An 18,930-nucleotide genomic window follows, 5' to 3' on the forward strand; every position below is an offset into this window, starting at 1 on the left:
CATGTAATCAAGGCAGCGATCAGGCCCCAACTTGGATCAATCCTTATATCAAATCCAAAAAGGGTGACGATGGTTCGGGCGTTTGAAAACATGGCGACCGTCCTTTTTCCCCAACGATAAACCCGGCTCAACCAGCGCCATTGATTTCGCTCAACCCGGATGCGCTGCGGGGCGAATTGAGAAATATCAGCACATGCTCTGCCCGCAGGCGTAAGCGGACGGCATGGAACACCTGACCGGTACGCTCGCGCTGACTTTTGCCACTTTTGCCATCAGCGCCTTTTCCGTCTGGGTGGCAGGCGCGCGTCTGGCCTATCTGGCTGACGCCCTGTCGGACCGGATGAAGCTCGCCAAATCAGTGGTCGGTCTTGTGTTTCTGTCCACGGCTACGTCGTTGCCCGAGATTGCCACCACCCTGACCGCCGCCGTGCAAGAGGCCCGCGCGCTGGTGTTGAACAACCTGTTCGGCGGCATCGCGTTGCAAACCGCGATCCTTGCGATGTCGGATTTCTGGGCGCACGGGGCAATCACGAACTATCCGCGCAAAGCCAACCACGCACTTGAAGCGACGCTTCTGGTGCTGATGCTTGGCGTCGTAATCGTGGTTCTGATGCTGGGCGAACCGCTGTCTTTCGGAGGCGTCGGCATCGGCTCTGTCATCATCGCGCTGGTCTATGCTGGGGCCTTGTGGCTGCTGCGAACCTATGACGGGGCCAACGATTGGGTGCCGGTCGATCTGCCTGATCCGGATCCCCTGCCCTTCCCGGCCCCCACCGGATTGGCGGATGCCTCCACACCGAACCTCATCACTCAGGCATTGATCGCCTGCGGAGCGATCCTCGTTTTTGGCTTCCTGCTTGTCATCAGCGCGGAACGGCTTGCTGTGCAAACCGGGCTTGGCACCAGCTTTGTGGGTGTGACCCTGTTGGCCGCTGCGACCTCGTTGCCCGAACTGACCACCAGCATCACGGCCGTTCGCATGGGGGCCTATACGCTGGCCATTTCCAACATATTTGGCAGCAACCTCATCATGCTGGTCTTGGTCTTTCCCGCGGACATCCTGTTCCGCGACGGTCCGATCCTGAGAACAGATGCGCCCATGGTGATCGCGTCGCTTGGGTTTGCCATTGTTGTCACGGCGATTTTCCTTACGGGGCTATTGATCCGACGCAAGCCCAAGGTCGGCGCTGTAGGCGTCGACTCCGTGCTTGTCCTCATCAGCTTTGCTGCAAGTCTTTTTGTCTACTACCAGCTGCGCTGAATACGCGGCCCATCCACTTTGACAAATCTCAAGGGGCACGCGCAGGGACGCGCTAGGTTTGTCAAAAGCAGAAAAAAGAGCGGAATGGAGCACTATGCTGGGGGAAAATCTTATCAGTGACGAGCTGGGCTATCTCGTGGGTTGCGGTCTGGAACAGCACGGATGCGTCATGACGGATACGATCACCAGAGGTCACCCGATGCGGTTACATGACCGGGCCGATTTGGCCATCGTCCTGTCCGGTGCGGTGCGCACCGCATCCAGATCCGGGTTTGCCGCGCATATCTGTGGTCCCACCCTTGTCCTGAAATCGGACATCGAAAAGTCATACATTTGCGTCGCGCAAGACCTCCGACTTCTGAGCATGAGCCTCGAAACCTGTCGCGCTTTGATACACGACAATCCCGCGTTCCGGGATCTGTTCTATATCGCCTTCAGTTCACGTCTCCAGACACTGTTGGCTGTCGTTTCACCCGAGGCGATACCGCGTATTCACTGACCAAAAAGGGGAACCACAATGATAGCGAATTTGGGACGCGCCGATCGACTGATCAGAGCCTTGATTGGCTTGATACTGATTATGGCACCGCTGGGAAATATTCCGCCCATCTGGGACAGCGGATTAGCGGCATATGTTTCGATGGGAGTTGGTGTGGTTCTGATCGCCACAGCTTTCATCCGCTTCTGTCCACTTTACCGCGTGGTTGGCATTTCAACCTGCAAGACGTGAAAGGCGGGGAAACGGATGCCGGATCTTGCCACATACAAAACCCTGATCGACGCGCGCCTGAATGAACTGGGCGCGCGCCTGTCAGACATCGAAACCGAACTTGACCTTCCGAAGTCCAAGGACCTCGGGGAACAGGCCGTAGATCTCGAAGATGACGAGGTGCTTGAAGGAGTCGGCCTGGTGGCTCAGAAGGAGACAGCGCTGTTGCACGATGCGCTCGGGCGCATTGCTGACGGGACCTATGGCACCTGCCAGAAATGCGGCGACCCGATTTCCGATGCGCGCCTGCGGGCTGTGCTTTATGCCGTTGTCTGCCGCGACTGCGCGCAAGCGGCCAGCACCTGAAAAATCAGCGCTGGATGCTTTCCAGATAGGCGGACAACGCAATCAGGTCTGAGGGGATGGGAGTTGAGACGCCCCCATCTTCGACCTGCACGTTTGGCCCAAGGTCTTCGTTTCCAAACTCTGGCATGACCGAATTGAGGTGATCGCGCCGATCGAACCCGTCGATCACACTCATCACAAAGTTCTGCGGGAAGATGCCGCGGTTTTGAGCCTTGAGCGTCGTCAAATCCGGTGGCGGTGTCCCAAGGCCAAGTGATTCCGGACCCGCCCCCACAGCATCCGCGCCATGACAGGCCGCACATTTCTGGTCATATAGCTGCTTGCCTCGTTCGACGCTGATATCGGGGTCGCGCGTATCGGGGGCGCAGGCGGTCAGCAACGCCGCTGCCACAAGGCTCGTGAAGAGATTGGAGTGGGATGTCATTGCATGCTCGCCTTTGTTGTTTCCCTGACCATAGCGAGTGCAGAGGGCCGTGAACTTGATGGATATCAAATCACATAGATGACACCTCACGCCCATGCACATCATATTTCCAAGACAATTCGTCCAGTGATCTGCCCGGCTTTCATTTGGTTGAAGATCGCGTTGATATTCTCGAGCCTGTCCCACTCGAAATGTGTCGCGACAAGCCCATCCGCCGCGATGCTGAGCGACTCTGCCAGGTCCAGACGTGTCCCCACGATTGAGCCGCGGATGGTGAGCCGCTTCAAAACGACGTCAAAGATCGGCAAGGGAAAAGAGCCCGGCGGCAAGCCCACAAGGCTCATCGTGCCATGGCGCCGCAGCATGCCGGTGGCCTGCGCAAACGCCTGTGTGCTGACGGCGGTCACAAGCGCGCCGTGCACGCCGCCCAGATGGTCCGTTACCTCCTTGACCGGGTCGGTGGTGGTCGCATTGATCGTCACGTCCGCGCCCAGCGCCTTGGCCAGCGCCAGCTTGTCGTCAGCGACATCGACGGCCACGACATGAATCCCCATCGCCTTGGCGTATTGCACCGCCATGTGACCCAGCCCGCCAATCCCACTGATCGCGACCCACTGGCCTGGACGCACCTCAGTCTCTTTCAGGCCCTTGTAGACTGTGACGCCTGCGCACAGCACCGGTGACGCAGGGCCAAACTCTAGCCTGTCCGGCAACGCACCGACGTAATCCGCGTCCGCACGCACAAATTCGGCATAGCCGCCATCGACGGAATAGCCCGTATTCTGCTGGCTCTCGCACAGGGTTTCCCACCCGCCTGAACAATGCTCGCACCTGCCGCAGGCGCTATGCAGCCACGGGACACCCACGCGGTCGCCCTCTTTCAGATGGGTGACGTCCCGCCCCAGTGCTGCGACTTCGCCCACACCCTCGTGGCCGGGGATGAACGGAGCCACCGGCTTGACCGGCCAATCGCCCATCGCCGCGTGCAGATCGGTATGACACACACCCGACGCGCGCACGCGCACCAGAACATCGCGCGGACCGATTTTCGGCACGGGCAGCTCGCGGATATCGAGCGGTTTGCCCAGCTCGGTCACGACGGCGGCTTTCATGGTCTTTGGCAGCGCGTCTGGCATATCTTGGCTCCTTGCGGTTGATATGGCTTTTGCTTGCCATGACGATTGGCCGGTCAAATTGACATTGCTCAATCCTGGATCTGCTGGCGGCAGTAAACCGGGGCCGAAAGGAGCCGGAACCATGTCTGACACCCCACGTCCCGCCATCTATTGGTACTCAAAATCAGGGAACACCCGCCGCGCCGCCGAGGCATTCGCGCAGATCACCGGGGCCGAGATCGTGCCGATCGAGGTTAATCGCTACCGGGTGCCCCTGCTGTGGATGTGTCGCGCGATCTGGGATGTAGGGCGCTCCAATGCCCCGCGACTGCGCACCGGATATGTTGTACCGGCAAAACGTCCTTGGATCGTTGTGGCCGGGCCGATTTGGGCAGATCAACTTGCGCCACCCGGTCGCAGCGTCTTGGAAACGCTTGCCGGTACCAGCATTCCGGTTGGGTTGCTGACAACGTGTGGCAGATCAGTGGAGCAGGTCAAATACGCCCAGACCGCTGAAGCGGTACTTGGGCGCCCCTTGGTCGCGCATGTGAGTATCCAAAGCAAATTCGTCGGCACAGAAGAGATGACGCGGCAAATCACTCGCTTTGCCACGGCCATGGCACCCGGTGCATCCATCGGTGCCGCATGAAGGCCGACAGGGTGTTTCGCACCGCAGGCCTGACCAAAGTCTACGACACCGGCGAGGTTAAGGTCTATGCACTCGATGGCGTCGACCTTGATCTCTATGCAGGTGAGTTGACGGTGTTGCTCGGCCCATCGGGCAGCGGCAAGTCAACGCTTCTGAACATCCTTGGGGGTCTGGATCACGCTACCGAAGGCCGGGTCTGGTTTCGCGATCTGGAACTGACCAACCTGCGCGACAGGGGGCTGACCCAGTACCGGCGCGACCATGTCGGCTTTGTCTTTCAGTTCTATAACCTTGTACCCAGCCTGTCGGCACGCGAGAACGTCCAGCTTGTCACCGATGTGGCCCGTAACCCCATGCGCCCCGAAGAGGCGTTGGACCGTGTCGGCCTTGCCCACCGAATGGACCACTTTCCAGCCCAGCTGTCGGGCGGCGAACAGCAACGCGTCGCCATCGCCCGCGCTGTGGCGAAACGCCCTGAAATCCTGCTATGTGATGAGCCCACCGGCGCGCTCGACAGCAAAACTGGCATTCAGGTGCTCGAAGTGCTCAAGCAGGTGAACGAGGAGCTTGGCACCTCAACGGTTGTCATCACCCACGCCGCCGAGATCCGTAAGATGGCCCACCGCGTGATCTGGTTTCAGGACGGCAAGATCGCGAACATCGACATCAACGAAACGCGGCTCGAACCGGCCGAAATCGCGTGGTGAGTGGCATGAAAGCGCTCGACCTCAAGCTCATGCGCGATTTTCGCAGGCTCTGGTCCCAGTTTCTGGCCATCGCCCTCGTGCTGGGTGCCGGTGTTGCGGTGCTGCTGATGTCCTTTGGTATGTCCGACGCGCTGGAGGAGACGCGAACCACCTATTACGAACGCAACCGCTTTGCTGACATCTTTGTTGACCTGAAACGCGCGCCGAACGCGATGCTGGAAATAATTCGTGACATCGACGGCATCGCCTCTGCCGAGGCACGTGTGACCACCTACGCCACGCTGGATATTCCAGCCAAGGTGGACGCCACCGTTGCTTTTGTCGCGTCCTTGCCCGACGACGGCGCCGATCTGAACCAGTTGATCCTGCGCCTTGGCAATTGGCCCGACGCCACGGCGACCGATGCCGTGGTGCTGAACGCGCCCTTTGGTGAGGCGAATGACCTTTGGCCCGGCGACACCTTCACGGCAAATATCAATGGCACCAAGCGCACCCTGACCGTCACCGGCTGGGCGTTGTCGCCCGAGTTTATTTACACCATCGGCCCCGGCAGCCTGATCCCGGATGATGAAGATTTCGGCGTGATCTGGATGCCCGAAGATGCGCTGGCCGCCGCACTCGACCGCACAGGCGCGTTCAACAATCTGACCGTCAAATTGCGCCCCGGCTACAGGGTCGATCCCGTGATTGACGAGTTGGACCGGCTGCTCGAACCGTATGGCGCATTGGGCGCGATTGACCGGACAGAGCAGGTGTCGAATTCGTTTATCGATGCGGAAATCACGCAGTTGGAAACCCTCGCCTATACTCTCCCGCCGATCTTTCTGGGGATCACCATATTTCTTGTGAACATGGTGATGGGGCGGATCGTGGCGTTGGAACGGGCAGAGATCGGGTTGCTCAAGGCGCTTGGGTATTCCGATGGCGCGATCCTGATGCACTATCTGCTGCTGGCGGGGCTTGTAGGTGTGGTTGGGGTGACGATTGGCTATGTGGCGGGAAGCTGGCTCAGCTACCAATTGGCGCAGCTTTATGCGGACTTCCTGAAGTTCCCGTACCTTATCTATTCGGTGTCGTGGAACACCTACGTGGTTGCCGGGGTGCTGGGCTTGCTGGCGGCAGGGACCGGTGCGGCCCGTTCGGCCTGGACGGCGGCCCGTTTGGCCCCGGCCACCGCCATGTCGCCTCCGGCCCCGCCGAACTTTGGCACCAGTTGGGTGGACCGCGCGCTGCACGCCATCCGCATCAGCCAGCCCACGATGATGATCCTGCGCAGCATCATCCGCTGGCCCGTCCGCGCCAGCCTGAGCGTGCTGGGCATGGCCTTGGCCGTCGGTATTCTCGTGTCGTCCAACTTCTTTCCCGACGCGCTGGACCTCATCATCGACACGGCGTTCTATCAGTCGAACCGTCAACATGCGGTCCTTTTCTTCAACGACGAAATGGCCGAGGACGCCGTAACCGAAGCCAGCCGCCTGCCGGGCGTACTGCAGGCCGAAGGGCAGCAGGTGATGACAGCCGTTTTGCGTTTTGAACATCGCAGCAAACGCGCGACAGTCGAGGCCCGGCGTCCCGGCATGAACCTCAGCCGCATCGTATCAGCCCAAGGGCAGATCGTGGACGCCCCACCGGGTGGCATCATGTTGTCTGAGCGCCTGGCCTCACAGCTTGGCGCGACCGTCGGCGATGTGATCGAGGCCAAGTTTCTTGGCGTTCATCAAGGTACTTACAACCTGCCCGTGACGCAGTTGGTCACGCAGTTTTTCGGGTTGGGGGCGTATATGGATCAGGCCACGGCCAATCGGCTCTTCCAGCAAGACCCGCGCGTGGCAATCGTGAACGTGACACTCGATCCCGATTTCAACGTTGCGTTCCAGAACAGCCTCAAGGACCTGCCCCGCCTTGCCGGGCGCGCGATGCTGGCCGAAAATCGCGCCGGGTTTGAAGAAACGATCAGCCGCAATATCCTGATCACCACCACAATCTATGCCATCCTTGGCACGCTGATCACCGTCGGCGTTGCCTATAATGGCGCGCGCATCCAGCTGTCGGAACGGGCGCGCGAGTTGGCCAGCCTGCGCATCCTTGGCTTCACCCGGGGTGAGGTCGGCTTTGTACTGGTGGGCGAGATCATGCTGCTGGCGGTGCTGGCGCAGCCCCTTGGCTGGTGGATCGGCTGGGGCGTGGCGAAGCTGCTGACCGAAAGCTACACCAGCGATCTTTACAGCATGCCGCTTGTGGTAAACGCGGCCACCTTTGCGTCGGCCAGCCTGATCGTGCTGAGCGCTGCGTTTGTGTCCGTGCTGATCGTGCGGCGCAAGCTTGACCGCATCAACCTCGTATCCGTGATGAAAACCAGAGAGTGACACCATGGCACAGACCAGTCGCAACATCATACTTGGCCTGATCGGGGCCGGAATCGTCGGGGGGCTCGTGTTTGTGACCTTCCGCCCGGAGCCCGTCCCGGTCGATCTGCACACAGTCGAAACCGGTCATTTCGAAATCACCGTGGACGTCGATGGCACCACGCGCGTGGTCGAAGTGTTCGAAGTGTCCGCCCCCATTGCCGGTCTGTCGCAACGCTCGCCCGTGCGCGTCGGTGATGCGGTGGTGGCGGGCGAAACGGTGGTCGCTCTGGTTGAGCCGATTGCACCCGGCCTGCTGGATGCCCGTGCGCGTCTGCAAGCCGAAGCGTCAGTCAGCGAGGCCGAGGCGGCCTTGCACGTGGCCGAGACAGAACGGGCACGCGCGCGAGAAGACCATGTGTACGCCACCTCGCAATTCGAGCGCACCAGCGCGCTGGTCGAACGCGGCGTGGCCACCATCACACGGTTGGAGGAGGCGCAACAGCAATTCGCCATCGCGGATGCGGCGCTTGAGGCTGCAAATGCGCGGATCGCGCAGGCACAAGGGGGGCTGCGCCGCGCGCAAGCGGCGTTGGTTGAGACGTCGGGTGACGATGATATGGGCAATTGTTGTGTGTCACTCATGTCGCCATCAGATGGCGTTGTGCTGGACATTGATGAAGTCAGCGCGCGCCCGGTCACGGCCGGAGAGCGCCTGCTGACTGTCGGGGATCCGACGCGAATTGAACTGGTCGCCGACATGTTGACCTCCGACGCGGTGGGCCTGCCAAACCGGGCGCGGGCCACAGTTGAACGCTGGGGCGGCGCGCCGCTGGAGGCGCGGTTGGCCTATATCGAACCCGCGGCCCGGATGAAGGTCTCCGCGCTGGGGATCGAAGAACAGCGTGTCGACGTAATATTTGACATTGAAACACCGGCAAATGATCGGCGCGATTTGGGCCATGAGTTTGCCGTGTATCTGCGTGTTGTCACCTACGAAGAGGCGGATGCGCTGTTGGTACCTTTGAGTGCGGCGTTCCGTTTGGGTGACGGGTGGGCCGTGTTTCGCGCCGATGGCAACCGGGTCACGCGGGTGCCTGTCACGCTGGGAGCCCGCAACGGGCGCTATGCGGTGGCCGAAAGCGGGCTGGAGCCGGGAATGCGCATCGTCGAACACCCGCGCGATGATCTGACCGACGGTGCGCTGATCGAAGAACGCACCACGTTTTAGGGGGACCGACAATGCCCGACGACCCAGCTGACAGAAACCTTGACCGCATCCTGCACAGCGCCATCGGGCGCTCGACCGGTGGGCTGTCGCCCACAGCACTCAGCACCGCGTGGCTGGACTGGGCCTTGCACTTGGTCGGGTCACCCGAACGGCAGATGCAATTGGTCGCCAGCGGTTGGAGCAAAGCGTTCGAAGCGTGGGCGACAACGTGGGCAGGTACTGAGGCAGCCGGACCGGACAAGAGATTTGCCAGCGCGGCATGGAACCGTCCGCCCTACACTCAGTTGCGCCACTGGTTTCATCTGCAAGAAGCATGGTGGCAAGAGGCCACCGCCCCCATCGCCGGTGTCGATCCTGCGCATCAACGCATTGTCGCCTTTGCCGCACGGCAAATCCTCGACACGATATCACCGGCCAATTTTGCATTCACCAACCCGGATGTACTGGGCAAGACACTGGAACAGCGCGGCCAGAATTTCGTGCAAGGTTGGCAAAACTGGCTTGAAGACTTCAACCAGATCATCAGCCAGACACCCAAGGTTCATCCCGACTACCGCGTCGGCGAAACCATCGCGGTGACTGAAGGCGATGTTGTATATCAGAACCGGCTGATCGAACTGATCCGCTACCGCCCCACGACGGACAAGGTGCAGGCGGAACCCATCCTGATCGTGCCCGCGTGGATCATGAAATACTACATCCTCGATCTGTCGGAGCACAATTCACTGGTGGCATACCTGCGTGATCAGGGGTTCGAGGTTTACATCATATCGTGGAAAAACCCCGACAAGACCGACGCGCACCTGTCTCTGGAGGACTACCTGTCCCTCGGTCTGTTTGGCGCATTGGATCATGTCGCACCGCGACCCGACGGCCGGGTGCACGCAGTGGGCTACTGCCTTGGCGGCACATTGCTGGCGGCGGGGGCCGCTGCTATGGCGCGCGACCACGATGCACGCTTGTGCAGCATGTCTGTGTTGGCCGCACAGGTGGATTTTTCAGAACCGGGTGAGCTCTCGCTGTTCATCAACGAAAACCAGGTGGCCTTTCTCGAAGATATCATGGCGACCCAAGGGTATCTGCGCGCGGACCAGATGGCCGGGGCGTTTCGCATGCTGCGTTCGACCGACTTGATCTGGAGCCGGGTCGTGCGCCATTACCTACTGGGCGAACGCACACCTATGAATGACCTCATGGCGTGGAACGCCGACGCCACGCGGATGCCCGCCCGGATGCATTCAGAATACTTACGCCAAATGTTCCTGCAAAACCGCCTTGCCAAGGGACAATTCAAGGTTGATGGGCGACACGTTGCGTTGACCGATCTGCGCATGCCGATCTTTTGCCTTGCGACCGAGGCCGACCACGTGTCGCCGTGGTCCTCCGTCTTCAAACTGCAATTGCTGACGGATACAGACGTGACCTTCTGCTTGACGTCCGGGGGCCACAACAGTGGTGTTCTGTCCGAGCCCGGGCACAAGAACCGCCACTACCGGCTGCTCACGAAGACCGAAGGGCAGCATCATGTGCCCGCAACCGCTTGGATGGAACGCGCCGAACTTGTGCAGGGATCATGGTGGCCCGAATGGTCAGCCTGGTTGGCCGATCACAGCAGCGGACTGCGCAAGCCTCAAACAGAAAAGCGCCAGTCACTGGGACCGGCGCCGGGTACTTATGTCTTTGGGTAAGGCGTCAGTTTGCCTTGTCATCCTCGCCGACGGTATTGGGGTAAAGTTCCTGGCTCATTTGAACCAGCTTGCCGGTTTCGGCCGTGTATTGGTCAATGGCCTTTTGCATGAACTCTGATTGGATTTGCTGAAAGTCGGCGACATCCTTGCAATGCAGCAGCTTGTGCTGCGTTGCGACATCTTCCTTGATCCGGTCCGCAACGAATGACAGCACTTCGCTGCCCATGTTGCTCAGACCTTCGGCCCAAGCCATGCCAAATTGCGACATCGCCTTCAGCCCCTGATCTTGCAGGGCTGCGGCATCACTTGCCATTCTGGTGGCTGGGTTGTCCTCGGTCAGAGGTACGGTTCCAAGTGTCTTTGAAGGGTCTTTGGTTGGCATTTCGATCTCCCATCAAAACGTGATGAGGGGACACTATCGTGCACCGGGCCTCGTCTGATTGATCTTTCTCAATAGTTGCGCCTTGCCCTCCTGCTAGCGGTTACACGCGACACCGGAGGCCGTGACATGCACGACACGCAAGCATCTGCACAGCACGCCAATGGACTGACATCGGACCAGATTGACGCGCTGCGGCAGATCCACGGTTGGAATGAGTTGCCGCGCCAGAAACCTCCCGGCTGGCCAACCGTCCTGTTGCGCCAGTTCACCAGCATGCTGGTCCTGATCCTTGCCGCCGCTGCCCTGATTGCCCTGGCCCTTGGCGAACAGATCGACGCGCTGGCGATTGCTCTGGTGCTGCTTCTGAATGCAGCCTTGGGGTTTGGGCAGGAGTGGCGCGCCGAAACGGCGCTTGATGCCTTGCGCTCGATGCTGACACCTCATGCGATTGCGGTCCGGGACGGGCGCGAGGTCGATATCCTCGCCCGCGAACTTGTACCGGGCGACGTGGTCATCATCTCGCCCGGTGCGGCGGTGCCGGCGGATTTGCACATCCTGTCCGGCACCGAACTGCGCGCGGATGAAAGTGTGCTGACCGGAGAATCCGTTCCAGTGGACAAGACTGAAGGCGGCGATGACGAAACGGGCCAGCTCTTTGCCGGAACGGCGCTGGTCGAGGGCCGCGCGCTGGGTGTCGTGGAACAGATCGGCCACAACACCCGGTTCGGACACATTGCAAAGCTGACGGGCACGGTTGGCGAGAAGAAGACAAACCTGCAAATGCGCTTGGGCCAACTGGCGCAACAAATCGGCATCGCCGCCATTGCCGTCGCCGCCATTATCGTCGGCATCGGCCTGATTGCGGGTCGCCCCCTGTTCGAGATGTTCATGACCGGCCTGTCGCTGGCCGTGGCCATGGTGCCCGAAGGGCTGCCCGCAGTTGTCACCATTACGCTGGCCATCGGTGCGTCGGCCATGGCGCGCAAAAAGGCGCTTGCGCGCAGGTTGCAAGCGGTCGAAACGCTCGGCGCGGCATCGGTGATTTGTACGGACAAGACGGGAACCCTGACCGAAAATCAAATGACAGCCACACATGTCTGGACGGTCGACCGGAGCTATGACGTTACCGGCGAAGGGTATGATCCCACAGGTCACATCGAAACTGACGGGGTGCCTGTGCGCGCGGTGCATGACGCCGTGCTGGCCGATATCCTGAAAGCGAGCCTGACCTGCACCCACGCGTCGCTGCAAAACGAAGATGGTCACTGGCATATGATCGGTGCCCCGACCGAGGGCGCTCTCGTCACGCTTGCGTTCAAGGGATGGGCGCCGCCAGTGGCGCAAGGCAGCCTGATTTCGGAAACGCCGTTCACCAGCGAACGCAAGCGCATGAGCGTTCTGGCGCGGGACGGGAACGACGTCCGATTGTTCGTCAAAGGCGCGCCAGAGGTCGTGCAGGCGCGCTGTACCCACATCATGACCCAAAGCGGCCCACGTCAACTGGCACCGGCCGACGCGGCCCTGATCACACAAGCATACCAGTCCATGGCTCAGGATGGTCTGCGCGTGCTATCACTTGCCCTGCGCGACGCGGGCCAACACGACACGGAAGAGGCACGGCTGACCTTTCTTGGCCTCGTCGGCATGATCGATCCCCCACGGGCGGAGATCCGACCGGCCCTGCGCCTTGCACGTGCGGCAGGCATCCGCGTCATCATGATCACCGGCGATGGGGCCATTACCGCTGCCGCCATCGCGAACCAGATCGGGCTGGGCAAACCCGACCTGATTGAAGGGCGGGACATTGACGCGATGGATGCTGAAACGCTGGCAGCGCGTTTGCGGGGCGACGTGCTCTTTGCGCGCACACGGCCCGAACACAAATTGCGCATCGTCAAGGCATTGCAGGCCAACGGCCAGATCGTGGCGATGACCGGGGATGGGGTCAACGATGCGCCAGCTTTGAAACAGGCCAACATCGGGGTGGCCATGGGTGTGCGCGGGACCGAAGTGTCGAAAAGTGCGGCTGACCTGATCCTGTTGGACGATGACTTTTCCACCATCGTGAACGCCATTGGCGAAGGCCGCCGCCAATTCGACAACGTGCGCAAATTCGTGCGCTACCTGCTGTCGTCCAACGCGGGCGAAGTCTTTGCGATCATGGTCAACCTGATGATCGGGGGGCCTTTGATCTTTCTGGCCACACAAATCCTGTGGATGAACCTGATCACGGACAGCGTAACGGCCGTGGCACTGGGGCTGGAAAAGGAAGAGCCCGACCAGATGCAGCGCCCGCCGCGCAAGCCCAACGAAGCGATCCTCGGGCGGTCCGGCTTTGCGCTGATCGCGGTCTTTGGCATTTACACGGCATCGGCGAGCTTGTGGGTGTTCTATACGTTCATGCCGCTGGGTGTGGATTTGGCGCGCACCGCCGCATTCACGGCCATGCTGATTTTCGAAAAGGTCAGCGTTTTTGCCTTTCGCTCGCTGCACCGACCAGTCAGCGCAATCGGCTGGTTTTCCAACCCGGTTCTGGTTCTTGCGTTTTCAGTCAGCGTCGGGTTGCAGGTCCTCGCCGTGTACTGGCCGCCGCTGCAACACCTGCTGCGCACAGTGCCCCTGTCACCGGGTCATTGGTGGACGATTTGCCTTCTAGCCGCACCGCTCATCATCCTGCCGGAACTCATCAAGGGCATCGTGATGTGGCGTACCTCCAATCAAGGCGTACAAGCATGACACGACAATTGCCCCCGATCCACGACCACAGCGCAGACGCGATCGCAAAACGATTGCAGCAGGCCAAGACACCCAGTGTGCTCAAGGACCTTGTCTATGGCGGGATAGATGGTGCGGTCACGACGCTTGCCATCGTGGCTGGTGTTCAAGGGGCAGGCTTTTCCCACACGGTTATTATTGCACTCGGTTTTGCGAACATTCTGGCCGACGGATTTTCGATGGCCGCAGGCAACTTTGCAGGCACGCGGGCCGAGGCCGAGGACGTCGCACGCCTGCGCGCCATTGAAGCGGACCATATCCAACGTGCACCGGACGGCGAACGCGAAGAATTGCACCAGATACTTGCGGCCAAGGGTCTGTCCGGCGCACCCTTGGAACAGGCTGTGGATGCGATTTGCAGCCGCGAAAGCGCGTGGATCGACATGATGTTGGTCGATGAATACGGCGTATCACCGCTTGCGCCTGCACCAATGCGCGCTGCATTGGCGACGTTCTTTGCCTTTCTGGTCGCCGGTTTTGTGCCGCTCTTGCCTTACCTTCTGAATCTGGACGATGCGTTTACCGTTTCGCTCGTCATGACATTTGCGGTGTTCGTCCTGATTGGCGCCCTGCGCGGTGTCTGGTCATTGCGGTCCAGTTGGTTGACCGCACTTGAAACAGTCATTGTCGGTGGGATTGCCGCGGCCATCGCATATCTCGTGGGCGGCTTGTTCGACGCGTAAGCAAGCCTCACGCCGCCAACACTCCAAAGAGTATCGCCGGGGGTCGACTATGAATTTTGATACGCGTTGCAACTCATCAGTTGCATGTTACCTGACAAGCCCGCTTCCAGTTTGCATGATTGACTGGCGCGACTTTTTTGGCGCCACCGACAAGCCGCGATCAAATTCTTCGTAGCGACTGACCATGGCAATAAGCACCTAAACCGGCTTTGCATGCCTTGGAGGCAAGGGCTAAGATCGCACGAATGTATTGGCCAATTCCCGGCATAAAAAATCACCCCGAACGGCGCTGGAACCAGCCGGACCGCATCTTCTTCGGTTTCGGAGCCTGCCATATTCTGGCTGGTGTATTTCTTGAAGACCCGCCAATTGATGGATTTTTCGGCGAGTGGATTGTCCCGGACGAAGGCTTCACCGGGACCCATATGTTTGTGACGAATGGCAAAATAGCGTTCGATTTTCACGGATACTCTGCGCGTGACAGGCTCTTGGCACGTTATTGGCGAGGCTATCGTTCTCGATATCCCGGATGGGGCGCAAAGGTCATGAAAATCGACTTTCCACTGCTTCACACAGCGGAATTGAACGCGCGCAAGCACCTCGGACCGGACCAGTATTTCGGCGATCCCATTCCCAGAGCACAGCGGTTTATCGCGGCGAAAAAATGCCCTGCAGATCTGCAAAGATCAGACTGCTTCAAACGAAAGCCTTGCCCTGCAATCATCTTCGGTTGGCGATCTCAACAAAAATGCCCTGCGGGTACTTGGGTCTCTACCCTGCCGTCCATCAGAACTTCTCGCAGTCCACAAAACCTTCGCTTTCCAGAAAATCCGCAAAATCCATGGCGCGGGCGTCTCCGATTTGCAGGACCAGATTCAGCGATGCGGCCTCGACCCGGCTGCGGTCGTATTCGTCCTCGCAGCGGTACTGGGTGGACCAATCATTCCACCGGACATCAAAGACCGTACGCTGATCGCTTTGACGGTAGAAGTAGCCCCGCACGCTGTCTTTGGCGACGATGTAGCGCCCGTTGATAACGATCAGGTCCGCGACAGCACTTGTGGCCAACAGAGAAAGCACCAAAGCAAGGGACGAGGTTTTGAAGGACATTACGGATCCACTTCTGAGGCTGTTGATCGCACAACTCTCGGTCAGCTTATCACGGTATCGCCCTTTGCCCAGCGTGCGGCGCACGCCACCGCTCAAGGCTGCAGATGCCAGCGGAAGTTCGCCAATGCGTATCAGCAAGTTAAATGCGCCGAATCACGCGACGTGCGGCCAACAAAAAGCCCGGCGTGGACCGGGCTTTCACTGTGTCAGACTGTGGGAACGCCTACTTGCCTTCCAGGGCTTCGATCCGAGCCTTGAGCGCTTCGTTCTCTTCGCGGGCTTTCTGCGCCATGGCCCGCACGGCGTCGAATTCTTCGCGCGTGACGAAGTCACGGTCCGCCAGCCATCGGTCCATCATGGATTTCATCGCTGTCTCGGCCTCGTCCCGCGCGCCTTGGGCCACGCCCATTGCGTTGGTCATCAGTTGCGAGATGTCGTCGAAAATCTTGCCGCGTGCTTGCATGATGTCGTGTCCTTTGAAACCTGACCCCTATATGGGCATGAGCGAGCACAGGGGCAAGGTTGACCTGCCCCTCAAGCAGAGGCATTCAGACGCAGATGACAGGCGCCCTTCCCTTTCCCGATATCTCTCCCGAGATTTTTTCGATCTCGATCTTCGGCTTCGAGTTGGCTCTGCGCTGGTATGCGCTTGCTTACATCGTGGGCATCATCATTGGCTGGCGGTTGGTGGTGATGGCACTGAAAGCGCCGCGCCTTTGGCCCGGACAGACGCCCCCGCTGTCCCCTGGCCAGACCGAGGACATGCTGACCTGGATCATCCTGGGCGTGCTGTTGGGTGGGCGCATTGGCTATGTGCTGTTTTATCAGCCCGGTGCTTATCTGGACGACCCGCTTTCCATCATAGCAATTTGGGAGGGCGGCATGTCCTTTCATGGGGGCATGTTGGGCGTGATCCTTGCCTTTTGGCTTTACACGCGGCGGCATGGTGCCCCGTTGTTGACCACGGCCGATGCTGTGGCTTTGGGTGTTCCGCCGGGGTTGTTGCTGGGTCGGATGGCGAATTTTATCAATGCAGAGCTTTGGGGGCGGCCGACGGAGCTGCCTTGGGGCGTCGTATTCCCCGGTCAGGCGGCGCAGTATTGTCCCGATATTGTAGGGGCCTGCGCGCGGCATCCTTCGCAGCTATACGAGGCATTCCTTGAGGGCTTTGTCCTGCTAATTGTCCTGTTGTGGCTGGCGTGGCGGCGCGAGGGGTTCAAACGGCCTGGGTTTATGACGGGAGTGTTTTTGCTGGGCTACGGGGCCAGCCGCTTTGCCGTTGAGTTTGTACGCCAACCAGATGCGCAGTTTATCTCGGACGGGAACCCGTTGGGATTGGCGTGGCATATCGGGGGCTATGGGCTGACGATGGGCCAACTGTTGTCGCTGCCCATGATCCTGCTGGGTCTATTCCTGATCACACGAGCACGGCGGCGTGCTGTGCTGGCATGAGCCTGCGCGATGACTTGGCTGCGCGGATTGCGGCGCAGGGGCCGATCACGGTGGCCGAGTATATGGCCGAGGCGTTGTTGCATCCAACCTATGGCTACTATTCCACCCGCGATCCGCTTGGGGCCGAAGGGGATTTTACCACTGCGCCGGAGATCAGCCAGATGTTTGGCGAGTTGGTGGGGCTGAGCCTAGCCCAAAGCTGGTTGGATCAGGGGGCGCCGTCTCCGTTTACGCTGGCAGAATTGGGGCCAGGGCGGGGAACGTTGATGGCCGACATCTTGCGGGCGACGGCGCGGGTACCGGGGTTCCTTGGGGCCGCACGGATCACCTTGGTTGAAGCCTCCGACACGCTGCGCGACGTGCAACGGAAAACGCTGGCAGGCCATGAGGTAACATACGCGGAGACCCCAGATGATTTGCCCGAAGCGCCCCTTTGGCTGGTGGCAAACGAGTTCTTTGATGCTCTGCCCATTCGCCAATTTCAGCGCGATGGCGCGGGGTGGCGCGAGCGTTGTGTGGGGCTGGATGCAGGTAAACTGTCCTTTGGGCTGTCGCCTGTTGGGCCGCAAGCCAGCCTGAACCACCGATTGGATGACACCGAAAACGGCTGGTTGGTGGAGGTATGTCCCTCCGCACCATCCATCCTGTCAGCCATAGGCGCCCGGATCGAAGCGCATGGCGGTGCGGCTCTGATCATCGACTACGGTGATTGGCGGTCGCTGGGCGACACCCTGCAAGCCTTGCGGCACCATGAGCCCACCGATCCCCTTGCAGATCCGGGTCAAGCGGATCTGACCACCCATGTGGATTTCGAAGCGTTGGCCCAGTCCGCCACCCCAGCAGCGCACACTCGTATCACACCACAAGGCGTGTTTCTCGAGCGGTTGGGCATCACCGCCCGGGCACAGGCCCTAGCCGCGAAACTGGACGGTCCGGCACTGGAAGCGCATGTCGCGGCACATCGGCGGTTGACGCACCCCGCGGAAATGGGAAACCTGTTCAAGGTGCTGGGGCTTTTCCCCACAACCGCTGCCCCGCCGCCCGGACTGGAAATATGACGCTGGAAATCCTGACTGCTGACAGCCTTTCGCCGATCCGGCACGGTTTTTTCACCCGCAAGGGCGGCGCATCGTCGGGCATTTTTTCCGGTCTCAATTGCGGGACCGGCAGTTCGGATCAAACAGAGATCGTCGCCATCAACCGCAGCAGGGCCGCTGACGCCATGGGTGTGGGCGCGGAAAAGCTGGCGGGGGTGCACCAAGTCCATTCTGCAGATGCTGTTGCGGTTACAACTCCGCTTGACCCAAAGCCGAAGGCGGATGCACTGGTCACTGCGACACCCGGGGTGGCGCTGTCTGTTCTGACAGCAGATTGCCAACCTGTTCTGCTTGCCGATGCAAAGGCGCAGGTGATCGGCGCTGCTCATGCGGGTTGGAAAGGGGCACAAGCCGGCATCTTGGAAGCGACGGTCGATGCTATGGTGGCGCTTGGAGCTGCCCGGAACGCCATCCATGCTGTGATAGGTCCCACCATCAGTCAGCGTGCATACGAAGTCGGACCGGAATTCTTTGATGTATTTCTGGATGAAGATCCAGAAAACACCCGCTTTTTCGCAGGCGGTGACGGAGACCGGATGCATTTTGACTTGCCAGGCTATGGCCTGATGCGCCTGCGTGACGCAGGTATCGCGTCTGCGGAATGGACACGGCACTGCACGTATTTCGATCCGGACCGGTTCTATTCCTATCGTCGCTCGGTGCATGACAAAGACCCCGACTACGGACGACTGATTTCAACCATCGTTCTTTGATTGCGGCGCAATTCGGGCACAACTTGCCATGCTGCCGTCCCATTGTTTCCAGATTGACACCAATTGGCGTGTCTAAGCCCTGAAAACAAAGCGTTTGCGCGGGGTCACATTTCCGCCACCGCACGTTTCAGATTTTCCGAAAATTCTTGGTACCGGCCCCAAACCTGCCCAATTGCGTCGTCATTGTTGTCCTCAACGGGCATTCAGACCCAGATAATTGAGC

At 60.0% G+C, this 18,930-nt stretch carries 20 protein-coding genes; 14 read left to right on the forward strand and 6 right to left on the reverse strand.

Features of this window, described 5'->3' with window-relative positions; genetic code table 11:
* The first annotated feature begins 223 nt into the window (after positions 1–223).
* From Q1A32_RS00095 to Q1A32_RS00110, 4 genes are all read left to right on the forward strand, one after another.
* Positions 224–1,261: a sodium:calcium antiporter gene (locus Q1A32_RS00095; RefSeq protein ID WP_299647862.1), complete on the forward strand. Its 1,038-nt coding sequence runs from the start codon at positions 224–226 to the stop codon at positions 1,259–1,261.
* 94 nt (positions 1,262–1,355) lie between these two features.
* Positions 1,356–1,760 (forward strand): hypothetical protein, encoded by a 405-nt coding sequence (locus Q1A32_RS00100; RefSeq protein ID WP_299647865.1) that lies wholly within the window; start codon positions 1,356–1,358, stop codon positions 1,758–1,760.
* A gap of 18 nt (positions 1,761–1,778) precedes the next feature.
* A complete protein-coding gene (locus Q1A32_RS00105; RefSeq protein WP_299610840.1) occupies positions 1,779–1,991 on the forward strand; it encodes a DUF2892 domain-containing protein in 213 nt (70 codons plus the stop codon).
* Positions 1,992–2,006: 15 nt separating this feature from the next.
* A complete protein-coding gene (locus tag Q1A32_RS00110; protein ID WP_299647868.1) occupies positions 2,007–2,336 on the forward strand; it encodes a TraR/DksA family transcriptional regulator in 330 nt (109 codons plus the stop codon).
* A 4-nt stretch (positions 2,337–2,340) separates the two neighbouring features.
* On the opposite strand, the gene Q1A32_RS00115 is transcribed toward Q1A32_RS00110, so the two are convergent.
* Together Q1A32_RS00115 and adhP are read right to left on the reverse strand one after the other, a co-directional pair.
* Positions 2,341–2,760, reverse strand: a complete 420-nt coding sequence (locus Q1A32_RS00115) for a cytochrome c (protein ID WP_299647871.1) — start codon at positions 2,758–2,760, stop codon at positions 2,341–2,343.
* Positions 2,761–2,861: 101 nt separating this feature from the next.
* Positions 2,862–3,896, reverse strand: a complete 1,035-nt coding sequence (adhP, locus tag Q1A32_RS00120; protein WP_299647874.1) for an alcohol dehydrogenase AdhP — start codon at positions 3,894–3,896, stop codon at positions 2,862–2,864.
* 121 nt (positions 3,897–4,017) lie between these two features.
* Between adhP and Q1A32_RS00125 the strand changes: the two genes are divergently transcribed.
* Genes Q1A32_RS00125 through Q1A32_RS00145 form a run of 5 tightly spaced genes read left to right on the forward strand, consistent with a single transcriptional unit; the run spans position 4,018 to position 10,495 of the window.
* A complete protein-coding gene (locus Q1A32_RS00125; RefSeq protein ID WP_299647877.1) occupies positions 4,018–4,524 on the forward strand; it encodes a hypothetical protein in 507 nt (168 codons plus the stop codon).
* Positions 4,521–5,231 carry an ABC transporter ATP-binding protein gene (locus Q1A32_RS00130; protein WP_299647880.1) on the forward strand — a complete coding sequence of 237 codons (711 nt, stop codon included), beginning with the start codon at positions 4,521–4,523 and terminating at the stop codon, positions 5,229–5,231. The genes Q1A32_RS00125 and Q1A32_RS00130 overlap by 4 nt, the downstream gene beginning before the upstream one ends.
* Positions 5,232–5,236: 5 nt before the next feature.
* Positions 5,237–7,597, forward strand: a complete 2,361-nt coding sequence (locus Q1A32_RS00135) for an ABC transporter permease (RefSeq protein WP_299647883.1) — start codon at positions 5,237–5,239, stop codon at positions 7,595–7,597.
* 4 nt (positions 7,598–7,601) lie between these two features.
* Positions 7,602–8,807, forward strand: a complete 1,206-nt coding sequence (locus tag Q1A32_RS00140) for an efflux RND transporter periplasmic adaptor subunit (RefSeq protein WP_299647886.1) — start codon at positions 7,602–7,604, stop codon at positions 8,805–8,807.
* Positions 8,808–8,818: 11 nt separating this feature from the next.
* Positions 8,819–10,495, forward strand: coding sequence for an alpha/beta hydrolase (locus Q1A32_RS00145; RefSeq protein WP_299647889.1), 1,677 nt, complete (start codon positions 8,819–8,821; stop codon positions 10,493–10,495).
* 4 nt (positions 10,496–10,499) lie between these two features.
* On the opposite strand, the gene Q1A32_RS00150 is transcribed toward Q1A32_RS00145, so the two are convergent.
* A complete protein-coding gene (locus Q1A32_RS00150) occupies positions 10,500–10,877 on the reverse strand; it encodes a phasin family protein (RefSeq protein ID WP_299647892.1) in 378 nt (125 codons plus the stop codon).
* A gap of 126 nt (positions 10,878–11,003) precedes the next feature.
* Between Q1A32_RS00150 and Q1A32_RS00155 the strand changes: the two genes are divergently transcribed.
* A complete protein-coding gene (locus Q1A32_RS00155) occupies positions 11,004–13,613 on the forward strand; it encodes a cation-transporting P-type ATPase (RefSeq protein WP_299647895.1) in 2,610 nt (869 codons plus the stop codon).
* Positions 13,610–14,335, forward strand: coding sequence for a VIT1/CCC1 transporter family protein (locus Q1A32_RS00160; RefSeq protein ID WP_299647898.1), 726 nt, complete (start codon positions 13,610–13,612; stop codon positions 14,333–14,335). Before Q1A32_RS00155 ends, Q1A32_RS00160 begins: the two co-directional genes overlap by 4 nt.
* A gap of 47 nt (positions 14,336–14,382) precedes the next feature.
* On the opposite strand, the gene Q1A32_RS00165 is transcribed toward Q1A32_RS00160, so the two are convergent.
* The 3 genes from Q1A32_RS00165 to Q1A32_RS00175 form a co-directional block, all read right to left on the reverse strand.
* Positions 14,383–14,799 (reverse strand): hypothetical protein, encoded by a 417-nt coding sequence (locus Q1A32_RS00165; protein WP_299647901.1) that lies wholly within the window; start codon positions 14,797–14,799, stop codon positions 14,383–14,385.
* A gap of 322 nt (positions 14,800–15,121) precedes the next feature.
* On the reverse strand, positions 15,122–15,445 hold the full coding sequence (locus Q1A32_RS00170; protein WP_299647905.1) for a hypothetical protein: 324 nt from the start codon (positions 15,443–15,445) through the stop codon (positions 15,122–15,124).
* Between the two features lie 223 nt (positions 15,446–15,668).
* A complete protein-coding gene (locus Q1A32_RS00175; RefSeq protein WP_076628345.1) occupies positions 15,669–15,908 on the reverse strand; it encodes an accessory factor UbiK family protein in 240 nt (79 codons plus the stop codon).
* A gap of 95 nt (positions 15,909–16,003) precedes the next feature.
* On the opposite strand from Q1A32_RS00175, the gene lgt reads away from it, so the two are divergent.
* From lgt to pgeF, 3 genes are read left to right on the forward strand one after another with little or no spacing between them, the layout of a single operon-like run.
* Positions 16,004–16,897 carry a prolipoprotein diacylglyceryl transferase gene (gene lgt / locus Q1A32_RS00180; RefSeq protein WP_299647908.1) on the forward strand — a complete coding sequence of 298 codons (894 nt, stop codon included), beginning with the start codon at positions 16,004–16,006 and terminating at the stop codon, positions 16,895–16,897.
* Positions 16,894–17,955 carry a class I SAM-dependent methyltransferase gene (locus tag Q1A32_RS00185; RefSeq protein WP_299647911.1) on the forward strand — a complete coding sequence of 354 codons (1,062 nt, stop codon included), beginning with the start codon at positions 16,894–16,896 and terminating at the stop codon, positions 17,953–17,955. Before lgt ends, Q1A32_RS00185 begins: the two co-directional genes overlap by 4 nt.
* Positions 17,952–18,707, forward strand: a complete 756-nt coding sequence (gene pgeF / locus Q1A32_RS00190; protein WP_299647914.1) for a peptidoglycan editing factor PgeF — start codon at positions 17,952–17,954, stop codon at positions 18,705–18,707. The genes Q1A32_RS00185 and pgeF overlap by 4 nt, the downstream gene beginning before the upstream one ends.
* Positions 18,708–18,930 lie beyond the last annotated feature (223 nt).

Source organism: uncultured Tateyamaria sp. (assembly GCF_947503415.1).
Lineage (GTDB): Bacteria > Pseudomonadota > Alphaproteobacteria > Rhodobacterales > Rhodobacteraceae > Tateyamaria.